Genomic DNA, 11,665 nt, shown 5'->3' on the forward strand with positions numbered 1-11,665 from the left:
TTTATATTTATACAATTATATTTTATTTTTTTTAAATTAAAAAAACAATTAAAAAGGTAATTATATTGAATAATTTAATTTTAGTTTTAAATTGTGGAAGTTCTTCTTTAAAATTTTCAATATTGAATCCTGATAGTGAAAAAAAGTATTTATTTGGTTTAGTAGAAAGATTATTTTTACCAGATACAAGCGTTACTTGGCAATATTTAGAAAAAAAATATCAAGTATGTATAGGTTCAAATATGTCCCATGAAAATGCATTAGATTTTGTTCTGAATCATATTTTCTTACAAGCAGAAAAAATTTTTAAAAGAATTATAGGAATAGGTCACAGAGTTGTTCATGGTGGACATAAAATAAATAAATCAACGTTAATTAACGAAAACATTATTAATATTATTAATGATTCAGTTTGTTTTGCGCCATTGCATAATCCATCGAATTTAATTGGAATTAAAATAGCAATGAACAAATATCCTCACTTAATTAAAAAAAATGTAGCAGTTTTCGACACTTCATTTTATAACAATATTCCTAAAACTTCTTTTTTATACGCTATTCCTTATAGATTCTACAAAAAATATCACATCAGACGTTATGGCGCTCATGGCATCAGTCATCACTATGTTTCTTGTAAAACAGCTCTTTTATTAAATAAAAAATTTAGTTCATTAAATATTATTACCTGTCATTTAGGAAATGGTTGTTCTATTTCCGCTATTTGTAATGGAACATGTGTAGATACTTCTATGGGATTAACTCCATTAGAAGGTCTAGTAATGGGAACTAGAAGTGGAGATATTGATCCTTCAGTAATTTTTTTTATGCACAGAAAACTTAATTTAAGTATAGATGAAATTGAAGTAATTTTGACAAAAAAATCAGGTCTGTTAGGATTAAGCGAAGTTAGTAGCGACTTTCGTTATTTTGAAAAAAATTACACACTAAAAAAAAGTGCAAAAATATCTGTAGATATTTTTTGCCATCGTTTAGCTAAATATATTTCAGCTTATATGTCTTTAATGGAGAATCGTTTAGACGCTTTAGTCTTTACCGGGGGTATTGGTGAAAATGTTCCTTTGATTAGACAATTAACTTTATCTAAATTATCTTTGATTGGATTTAAATTAGATTTTAAAAAAAATTTATCTTTAAAATCGGGAAAATCTGGATTGATTTCTTCAAAAAATTCACATATGGTTTTTGTTATTCCTACTAATGAAGAGTTGGCAATAGCTAAAGAAACTATAAGTATTATTCATAAAACGTAATTTTTTAAAAAAAACAGGTTACTTATTTGATAGCAGGATAATTATGTCACGTATAATAATGTTAGTACCTTTAGAAAATAACATTGGTTTAACATCAATCAGTTTAAGTTTAATATATTTTTTGAAAAAGCAAGCAATTATTAATAATTCGTTTAAACCTTTTTTTTATTTTTCTTTAAAGAGTAATTTTTTAGATAGCACTCAATTTATTATTAAAAAATATTTTTCAAAATTTGTACATACACTTGATGATCAAAATCTTTTTAAACAAAAAATGCATTCTTACAAATATTTATCTTTGTCTGATCAGATTTTTAAGGAATGTTACTCTAAATCTCTTTTATATGAAGTTTTTTTAATTGAAGGAATGAACTATATTGAAAATCAATATTCGTTTCAAATCAATTATGATCTTTCAAAGAATTTAGATTCAGAAATAATATTCATATCTAATTTAAAAAAATTATCTTTAAATTCAATGAAAGAAAAAGAAAAAGAAATAGAAATTTTGTGTAAATTATATAAACATAGCAATGTTTTAGGAGTGATTTATAATAATATTTTTTCTTCTTTTAGGGAAAAAAATAATTTTTTTGATAAATTATTATGTCCAAAATATACACAAAAATGTAAAATTTATAAAATTTTTAAAAAAAATTATTTTAAAAAATCTTCTGTTCCTATATTATCTTGCATTCCTTGGAATAATAAATTAGTTAAAATTTCGATAATTGATGTTTTTAACTTTTTAAATCTAAATGCTCTATATAAAAAACCAATAAATAACTGGATTTTAAAAGAAGTAGTTTTATTTGAAACAAATTGTTGGAGTTTGTTAAGTAAAAATAATTTAAGTTTTTCCTTGATAATATTAAATATTAATATTATAGATGTATTTATTAATTTTTTTAACTCTAAAAATATAAAAATTTGCATTGGAGGAATTTTATTAACTGAAGTATCAAAATCAAAAGAAACAAAAAATTTTTTGTTTAAAAAATTTAAAAATATATGCGCTACTATTTTTTTTACAAAAAAAAATACTATGGACATTTTTGAAAAATTAAAAAGTTTTACTTTTAATATTAATATGAAAAGTAAATCAAGTATTCATAAAATTCAAAAATATTTTTCTAGTTTTTTTTATCATGATTTTTTTAGAAATTTTTTTATAAAAAAAAAATATAATAACTTAAAATATTCACCTAAAAAATTTTGTTTTTTTTTAGAAAAACTATCAAAAAATAGTAAAAAAAGAATAATTTTACCGGAATCATATGATACTCGAATATTAAAAGCAGTTTCTATTTGTCACGAATCTAGAGTTGCTAAATGCGTTCTTTTAGGTCAACCTGAAACAATTTATAGAATATCTGAAGAACAAGGAATAAATTTAAATAGAGAAATTGAAATATTAAATCCTGATCTAATAAGATATAAATATATTTCAAGATTAATAGAGATTAGAAAGAATAAAGGAATAAGTAAATATTCTGCAATAAATCAATTAAAAAATAATACTATTTTAGCAACACTAATACTAGAATCAGGAAGAGTAGACGGATTGGTTGCCGGAGCATCTAATACAACAGCTGATACTATACGTCCAGCTCTTCAACTTATCAAGACTAATCCAGTTTATTCTTTAGTTTCTTCTATTTTTTTCATGTTATTGCCAAATCAAGTTGTAATATATGGTGATTGTGCCATTAATATTAATCCAACTTCTGAAGAGTTAGCAGAAATTGCGATTCAATCAGCAAATTCAGCAAAAATTTTTAACATTGAGCCCAGAATAGCAATGTTATCTTATTCTACTGGATATTCAGGAAATGGAGATCAAGTAGAAAAAGTAAGAAAAGCTACTGATATTGTAAAAATAAAAAGACCAGATTTAATTATTGATGGTCCTATTCAATATGATGCAGCTATTTCAAATACAGTTTCTAAATTAAAATCTCCTAATTCACCAATTTTAGGATCTGCAAATATCTTTATATTTCCAGACTTAAACTCTGGAAATATAACTTATAAAGCAGTCCAGCGTTCTTCTGAATTAATTTCTATTGGACCCATGTTACAAGGATTAAGAAAACCAGTAAATGATTTATCAAGAGGAGCTTCAGTTCAAGATATAATTTATACTATTGCATTAACTTCTGCTCAGTCTGTTTAAATTTTAAAAGATAAAATATAGATATTCAACTATATAATTATTTTTTTAAATTTTAATTTGAATATTTCCATTAGGTTGACAGCAACATGGAAAAATTTCTAATTTATCAGAAAAAGAAGCTATAGGTTGTTTTATTAAATATAATACTTTTCCATGAATTAAACGAATGCGACATGTTCCACAATAACCAGATTTGCATTGGTATTCCATTTTAATATCATTTTTTTCTAAAATGAATAATAATGAAATTTTATGCTTTATAGATAATTGTTTGTTATAAAGTATTTTTTTTTTAAATTTTTTATATAAATAATAGAATAATTCATTTTATAATTTAAAATTCTTAAATTCATTTTTAGATATTTCTGAGTCAATTTGACCAACTAAATAAGAACTAATTTCTGTTTCTTGAGAAGCGGTTTGTACGAAATCGGAAGTTAACCAAGAATTAATCCAAGGTATAGGATTTGATCGTTTTTGAAATGGCATTTTAAATCCAATGGCATTCATACGAATATTAGTAATATATTCGATATACTGACATAATATATCTTTATTAAGTCCTAGCATGGAACCGTCTTGAAACAAATATTGAGCCCATTTTTTTTCTTGTTCTGCAGCTGAAACAAAAATATTACATGCTTCTTCTTTGCATTCTAAAACAATTTTGTTCATTTTTTCATTATTTTCATTATTTCTAAAGATATTTAAAATATGTTGAGTTCCAGTAAGATGTAAAGCTTCGTCTCGTGCAATTAATCTTATAATTTTTGCATTTCCTTCCATTAACTCTCGTTCTGCAAATGCAAATGAACACGCGAAGCTTACATAAAATCTAATAGCTTCAAGTACGTTCACGCTGATAAGAGCTAGATACAGTCTTTTTTTTAACGTATTTAAACTTATATTAATATTTTTTCCGTTGATTAAATGGGTTCCTTCTCCTAGCAAGTGCCAGTAATTAGTTAATTCAATTAACGTGTCGTAATAAATAGAAATGTCTTGAGCTCGATCATTAATATTTTTATTTGAAATAATGTCATCAAATATTAAGGATGGAGAATTAACAATATTTCTAATAATATGAGTATAAGAACGTGAATGAACAGTTTCCGAAAAAGACCATGTTTCAATCCATGTCTCTAATTCTGGAATGGAAATAATAGGTAAGAAAGCTATATTTGGACTTCTTCCTTGAATAGAATCCAGTAATGTTTGATATTTTAAATTACTGATAAATATATGTTTTTCATGATTGGGTAAATTTGTAAAATCAATTCTATCACGAGAAAGATCTATTTCTTCCGGTCTCCAAAAAAATGAAAGTTGTTTTTCAATTAATTTTTCAAAAATACAATATTTTTGTTGATCATATCGAGATATGTTTACTGGTTGCCCAAAAAACATAGGTTCTTTAAGTTGATTATTATTTTTTTTGGAAAAAATTGTATACGTCATTTTTATACCTAATTAGTAAATTTTTTATTTTTTAAAATAACTTGAATTGATGTATTTATCTGATATCAAATAACGCAAGCTCCACTTTCGCAAGTGTCTTTTTCTATTGTTTCGGAGCGAATACTTTGATTATCTTCAGCGTTATCACGAGTATTTTGATAATATAATGTTTTCAAACCAAGCTTATATGCTATAAGCAAATCATAAAGAAGTTGTTTCATGGGAATTTTTTTATTTTTAAATTTATTAGGATCATAATTAGTGTTAACTGAAATAGATTGATCAATAAATTTTTGAATAATAGCCGTTAGTTGCAGGTATCCAGTGTTATTTGGAATACTCCAAAGTAATTCATATTGTGATTTTAGTTTTTTATATTCAGGAACAACTTGACGCAAGATTCCATCTTTTGAGACTTTTATACTAATGAATCCTCTTGGCGGTTCAATTCCATTGGTAGCATTAGAAATTTGAGATGATGTTTCCGATGGCATAATAGCAGATAAAGTGGAATTTCTTAATCCATATTTCTTAATTTTGGAACGTAAAATATCCCAGTCTAAATGCAATGGTTCATTACATATTTTATCAACATCTTTTTTATACGTGTCTATTGGCAATTTTCCTTTATAGTAATTTGTTTGATGAAATAAAGAACATGATCCTTTTTCTTTTGCTAATTCGCAAGATGCATTTAATAAATAGTATTGTATTGCTTCAAATGTTCTATGTGTTAAATTTTTTGCACTTCCATCTGAATAACGCACTTTATTTTTAGCTAAGTAGTAAGCAAAATTAATAACTCCAATTCCTAATGAACGTCTAGAGATAGAAGATTTTTTAGCAGCTATTACTGGATAGTTTTGATATTCTAATATTTCATCAAGAGCACGAACAGATAATTGAGATAATTCATTGAGATCGTTGAGATCTTTGATAACTCCTAAATTTAAAGCAGACAAAGTACATAGTGCAATTTCTCCATTTTTATCATGAATATCGTTTAAAGGTTTAGTTGGGAGAGTAATCTCTAAACATAGATTAGATTGTTTTATTGGCGCTAATTTAGGATTAAATGCACTGTGTGAATTACAATGATCTACATTTTGTATATAGATTCTTCCAGTAGAAGTTCTTTCTTGCATTATTAATGAAAATAAATCGAGTGCTTTTACATTTTTTTTTCTTATTTTTTTATCACTTTCATATTGAACATATAATTTATTAAATTTTTCTTGATTAGAAAAAAAAGAATCGTATAGTTGAGGTACATCTGAAGGGCTAAATAACGTAATATCTGATCCAGATAACATTCTCTGGTACATTAATTTGTTAATTTGAACTGCATAATCCATATGACGTACTCTATTCTCTTCAATACCTCTATTATTTTTTAAAACTAGTAAATCTTCAACTTCAAAATGCCATATTGGATAAAAAATAGTTGCAGCACCACCTCTAACTCCTCCTTGTGAGCAAGATTTTACAGCACTTTGAAAGTGTTTATAAAACGGTATGCAACCAGTATGAAAAGCTTCTCCATTTCTAATAAAACTACCAATAGCTCGAATTTGTCCAGCATTTATACCTATTCCAGCTCTTTGAGAAACATACTTTGTAATAGCGCTGCTTGTTGCATTAATAGAATTTAAACTGTCTTTACATTCTATCAATACACAAGAACTAAATTGACGAGTTGGAGTTCTTACCCCTGACATTATTGGAGTTGGTAAAGAAATTTGAAAAGTAGAAATAGCATTATAAAAACGTTTAATATAGTTCATTCTTAACTGTTTAGGATATTTTGAAAATAAACAAGCCGCTATCAGTATATAAAGAAATTGTGCACTTTCATATATTTTTCCTGTAACTCTATTTTGTATTAAATATTTTCCTTCTAGTTGCTTAACGGCTGCGTAAGAAAAATTCATATCTCTCCAATGATCAATTAAAATATTCATTTGAAAATATTCTTGAGAAGAATAGTTTTTTAATAAACTAACATCGTATTTTCCCATTTTTACCATTTTTTTTACATGATCATATAAAACAGGAGGTTCAAATTGACCGTAAGCTTTTTTTCTAAGATGAAAAATAGCTAATCTTGCAGCCATATATTGATAATCTGGGGCATCTTGAGATATAAGATCTGCTGCTGCTTTGATAATAGTTTCGTGAATATTGACAGTAGTTATATTATTATAAAATTGAATTCTTGATCTTAATTCTACTTGAGATACTGATACGTTTTGAAGTCCTTTTGCCGCCCAATTTAATACTTTATGAATTTTATCTAAGTTTAGTTTCTCTTTTTTTTGATTACGCTTTATAACAAATAAGCTATTATTCATATTTTTTGAACTTATTAAAAAGTATAAAAGTAAAGATGGATTTTAATTTGCTGTAGTAGCGAATAAAACTAATAAAATAAATGGTTAGTAATGTCATATTTAATTAATAATAAATTACTTCAGTTTGCGCACATATATATATGTTTAATGACACATTTTTTTTATAGGTTCAACAATTCTTTGTAAAGCAACAACTTTTTCATTTTTTGATGTTCTAATTAAAATTACACCTTGTGTGTTTCTGCTCAGAATACCGACTTCTGAAACTCTGATTCGAACTAGAGTTCCCGCATCAGTAATCATCATGACTTCATCTTTTTCTATAACTTGTATAGCTCCAACCATTTTTCCATTTTTTTTTGTTATTTTAATTGAAATTACTCCTTGAGTAGCACGTGATTTTATAGGAAAATCAGTTATTTTAGTTCTTTTACCATATCCATTTCTTGTAGTTATAAGAATGCTTTCTTTTTTCTGAGGAATAATTAAAGAAACCACTTTATCATCTTTTTTTATTTTGATACCTTTAACTCCTGATGCAGTTCTTCCCATAGTTCGCACACTTTTTTCTAAAAATTGAACTACTTTTCCATTTTGTGTAAATAACATAACATTATTGTTTCCATTAGTTAAAGCTACTCCAATAAGTTCATCATTGGCTCTGAGGTTGATCGCGATAATTCCAGCAATTCTAGGTTTTTTAAATTCACTCAAAGCGCTTTTTTTGACTATTCCATTCGAAGTCGCCATCAAAATGTTTAAGTTGTCTTTATATTCGTGAACTGGCAAAATTGCTGTAATTCTTTCTTTAGTGCTTAGTGGCAATAAATTTACAATAGGACGGCCTTTTGCATGTCTGCTAGATTCTGGTAATTGATAAACTTTCATCCAATATAATATTCCTCTGCTTGAAAAGCACAGTATAGTATCATGTGTATTTGCTATTACTAAGCTTTCTATAAAATCTTTTTCTTTCGTTTTTGCTGCTGATTTTCCCTTCCCCCCTCTTCTTTGTGCGTTGTAATCTGAAAGAGGTTGGTATTTTACATATCCTAAATGAGACAGAGTTACTACTACATCCTCTTTATTGATTAAATCTTCAATGTTAATATCAGAGTTATGTTCTGTAATTTCTGTTCGTCTTTTATCACTGAAATTATTTTGTATAAATAGCAGTTCTTTTTTGATAACTTCCATCATATGATCAGAATTTTTTAAAATACTAGTTAAAAATTTTATTTTTTTTGTTAAATTATTATATTCTGTAATAATTTTTGTTTGTTCTAAATTAGTTAATTTATTTAAACGTAAATCTAAAATCGCTTGTACTTGTTTTTCAGTAAAAAAATAAAAATTATTATTTAATTCATTAACATCGTTTTTTTCTTTAGTTTGTTTTATCTTATCTTTCTTAATAGGATTAGAGTATATAATTTTTTGAGATGTCCATTTTTGATTCATAATCAATTTTTTTGCTTCTAAAGAGCTTTTTGATTTTTTTAATAAATCAATAATTAAACCTATATTTTCTAACGCAACGCTCAGCCCTTCAAGGATATGTGTTTGATTTTTAGTTTTATGTAATTCAAAAATACTTCTTCTTGTAACTATTTCTTCTCTGTGAGATAAAAAATGTTTTAATATTTCTTTTAAAGATAAAGTTTTAGGTTGTCCTTTGCATAGTGCCACCATATTAATGCCAAAAGAAATTTGAAGTTGCGTAAGAGAATAAAGTTGATTTAATACTATTTCGGACATTGTTTCTTTTTTTATTTCAATAACAATTCTCATTCCGTCTTTATCAGATTCATCTCGTAAAGCGGAAATTCCGTCAATTCTTTTTTCTTTTACTAATTCAGCAATTTTTTCAATTAAACGTGCTTTATTTACTTGATAAGGAATCTGGTAAAAAACAATTGATTCTTTTTTGTTTTTTTTATTTTTTTCTATTTTATTTCTAGCACGAATATAAATTTTTCCTTTTCCTGTTTTATAAGCTTCTTCAATTCCTATTTTTCCATTTATTATTCCAGCAGTTGGAAAATCTGGACCTGGAATATGTTTTATAAGATCTTTTAAAGAAATGCTATTGTTATCCATATAAGCTAAACATCCATTAATTACTTCATATAAATTATGAGGAGGAATGTTTGTTGCCATACCTACAGCAATTCCTGATGATCCATTAATTAACAAATTTGGTATTTTTGATGGAAGAATTTCTGGTATGTTCTCTGTTCCGTCATAGTTAGGTAAAAATTCAACTGTATTTTTTTCCAAATCACTTAGTAATTCATGAGCGATTTTAGACATTCTAACTTCTGTATATCTCATTGCTGCAGCAGAATCTCCATCTATAGAACCAAAGTTTCCTTGTCCATCTATTAGTATATAGCGTAATGAAAATTTTTGAGCCATTCTAACTATGGCATCATATACTGCTGAATCTCCATGAGGATGATATTTTCCTATTACATCTCCAACAACTCTAGCTGATTTCTTATATGCTTTGTTCCAATCATTATGAAGCACATGCATTGCAAAAAGTATTCTTCGATGAACCGGTTTAAGACCATCTCGAACGTCAGGTAAAGCTCGTCCAACTATTACAGACATAGCATAGTCTAAATAAGATTTTTTTAACTCTTCTTCAATATTGACCTGTGGGATCTTTTGTTCAAGGTCTTTCATAAAAACATTGTCTCTTTTTTTTTAGATTGATAACATAATATTAAGTATAAAAAAGTATAACATAATTGAAGTATTGAATGCATTGATAAGAAAAGTATTCTTTACGAGTGTTTTTAATATAGAATAAATTTAAGTTTATAAAAAAATATCTTTTATGTTGTGTATTTTAAACGAACGTATTATGATAGAAATTAATTTTGTATTTTTTGATTTAAAAAATAACTAAACAAGTAATAACTTCTTAAATATTATTAAAAATGAGGTATTATATGAAAGATGAAGAAAAAAATTTAATAGAAAATTTGTTTCATCGCTTAAAAAATACCGAATTAAATTCTGCAAATCGAGATCAATCAGCAGATAATTTGATTCAAAAATTAGTTAGAAAACAACCTTTTTCTTCTTATTATATGACTCAGACTATATTAATTCAGGAAGCTGCTATAAAAAAAATGAGTCTTAAAATTGAAGAGTTAAATAAAAAAGTTGAAAATAACAATTTAGAAAAAACAAAAAAACAACCAAGTTTTTTATCTAGTTTTTTTAAAAATAGCCCTTCTTCCGACTTAACGTCTCATAATCAAAACAATGTTTGGAAAAACAAAGAATCTCCGCTTCAATACCATGCTTCTCCAGTTGTTTCCGCACCTAGAAGTAGTGGATTTCTTGGTAATGCTTTGCAAACTGCAATGGGTGTAGCAGGAGGTATGGTATTAGGAAATATGCTTATGAACGTTTTTGATCATTCAAAACCGGAAGAAGAAATATTTGATACCATTAATCATTCTTCAGAACATCTCGATGAGAATATACCGATTCATGATTCTACTGCTGATAGTAATTTAGTAAATTATGAATCAAATGAATCAGCATATGAAGAATCTGAAAATGATCAATCAAATTCGGAAGATATGAGCTACATAAACAGCAGCGAAGATTGTATTGATACTAATGACGATAATTTTATATAACAGTGTCATTTTTATTTAAAGAATTAAAAAAAATAACATAATTTCATTATTTCAAGATATTAAAAAAATAAAGCCAGCATAAAACATTTTTGCTGACTTTACATTTTTTAATATTTTTTTCTTAATAATACTTTCTTAAATATTTAGATACTCCTTCTAAAGAAGCCTTCATACCTTGTTTGCCTTTCTCCCAATTTGCAGGACATACTTCTCCATTCTGGTTATAAAAATCCATGCAATCAATCATTCGAATCATTTCTTGAATATTTCGACCAAATGGAAGGTCATTAACAACTTGATGACGAACAATCCAATTTGAATCAATTAAAAACGAAGCTCTTAATGCTATACCCATATCTGGATGTTCAATTCCGTACGATTTTTGAATACTATGTTTTAAATCAGATACCATTGGAAAAGTGATTTTTCCGATTCCTCCATTTTTAGTTGGAGTATTTCGCCATGCTTGATGAACAAAAACACTATCAACAGACACACCTACAATTTTAACATGTCTTTTTTTAAATTCTTCATGAATATTATTAAATTCTATGATTTCTGATGGACAAACAAAAGTAAAATCCATTGGCCAAAAAAATAATACGATAGATTGACCTTCAGAATATTTTTTTAAATCAAAATCATTAATAATTTCACCATTTTTTAAAATTGCTGGAGCTATAAAATTTGGTGCATGTTTAGCTACTAAAACCATTGGTTTTCCTATAATATTTATATAAATATGAA

General features: G+C 26.2%; 7 protein-coding genes and 1 pseudogene. 3 read left to right on the forward strand and 5 right to left on the reverse strand.

Features of this window, described 5'->3' with window-relative positions:
* Positions 1-62: 62 nt before the first annotated feature.
* Both D9V75_RS00840 and pta read left to right on the forward strand, forming a co-directional pair.
* Positions 63-1,271, forward strand: coding sequence for an acetate kinase (locus D9V75_RS00840; RefSeq protein ID WP_158343345.1), 1,209 nt, complete (start codon positions 63-65; stop codon positions 1,269-1,271).
* A gap of 43 nt (positions 1,272-1,314) precedes the next feature.
* Positions 1,315-3,447 carry a phosphate acetyltransferase gene (gene pta, locus D9V75_RS00845; RefSeq protein ID WP_158343347.1) on the forward strand — a complete coding sequence of 711 codons (2,133 nt, stop codon included), beginning with the start codon at positions 1,315-1,317 and terminating at the stop codon, positions 3,445-3,447.
* 45 nt (positions 3,448-3,492) lie between these two features.
* On the opposite strand, the pseudogene yfaE reads toward pta, so the two are convergent.
* The 4 genes and pseudogenes from yfaE to gyrA form a co-directional block, all read right to left on the reverse strand.
* Positions 3,493-3,773, reverse strand: a pseudogene (gene yfaE / locus D9V75_RS00850) (class I ribonucleotide reductase maintenance protein YfaE).
* A gap of 1 nt (position 3,774) precedes the next feature.
* Complete coding sequence (gene nrdB / locus D9V75_RS00855; protein ID WP_158343349.1) at positions 3,775-4,905, reverse strand: class Ia ribonucleoside-diphosphate reductase subunit beta; 1,131 nt, start codon at positions 4,903-4,905, stop codon at positions 3,775-3,777.
* Positions 4,906-4,970: 65 nt separating this feature from the next.
* The gene (gene nrdA / locus D9V75_RS00860; RefSeq protein ID WP_158343352.1) at positions 4,971-7,256 is read right to left on the reverse strand and encodes a class 1a ribonucleoside-diphosphate reductase subunit alpha; all 2,286 of its coding nucleotides are present in this window, start codon (positions 7,254-7,256) and stop codon (positions 4,971-4,973) included.
* A gap of 144 nt (positions 7,257-7,400) precedes the next feature.
* Positions 7,401-9,947 (reverse strand): DNA topoisomerase (ATP-hydrolyzing) subunit A, encoded by a 2,547-nt coding sequence (gene gyrA / locus D9V75_RS00865; RefSeq protein ID WP_158343355.1) that lies wholly within the window; start codon positions 9,945-9,947, stop codon positions 7,401-7,403.
* 269 nt (positions 9,948-10,216) lie between these two features.
* On the opposite strand from gyrA, the gene D9V75_RS00870 reads away from it, so the two are divergent.
* Entirely contained in the window at positions 10,217-10,918 is a 702-nt protein-coding gene (locus tag D9V75_RS00870; protein WP_158343357.1) for a DUF2076 domain-containing protein, read from the forward strand.
* Between the two features lie 121 nt (positions 10,919-11,039).
* On the opposite strand, the gene D9V75_RS00875 is transcribed toward D9V75_RS00870, so the two are convergent.
* A complete protein-coding gene (locus tag D9V75_RS00875) occupies positions 11,040-11,633 on the reverse strand; it encodes a peroxiredoxin C (protein WP_158343360.1) in 594 nt (197 codons plus the stop codon).
* Between the last annotated feature and the right edge of the window lie 32 nt (positions 11,634-11,665).

This window comes from Buchnera aphidicola (Muscaphis stroyani), from assembly GCF_005080865.1.
Classification (GTDB): Bacteria; Pseudomonadota; Gammaproteobacteria; order Enterobacterales; family Enterobacteriaceae; genus Buchnera; species Buchnera aphidicola_AG.

Excerpts from the sequence above, each read along its gene's own strand:
- nrdB (WP_158343349.1), bottom strand. The coding sequence starts at position 4,905 with ATGACGTATACAATTTTTTCCAAAAAAAATAATAATCAACTTAAAGAA.
- nrdA (WP_158343352.1), bottom strand. The coding sequence starts at position 7,256 with ATGAATAATAGCTTATTTGTTATAAAGCGTAATCAAAAAAAAGAGAAA.
- D9V75_RS00870 (WP_158343357.1), top strand. The coding sequence starts at position 10,217 with ATGAAAGATGAAGAAAAAAATTTAATAGAAAATTTGTTTCATCGCTTA.
- gyrA (WP_158343355.1), bottom strand. The coding sequence starts at position 9,947 with ATGAAAGACCTTGAACAAAAGATCCCACAGGTCAATATTGAAGAAGAG.
- D9V75_RS00875 (WP_158343360.1), bottom strand. The coding sequence starts at position 11,633 with ATGGTTTTAGTAGCTAAACATGCACCAAATTTTATAGCTCCAGCAATT.
- pta (WP_158343347.1), top strand. The coding sequence starts at position 1,315 with ATGTCACGTATAATAATGTTAGTACCTTTAGAAAATAACATTGGTTTA.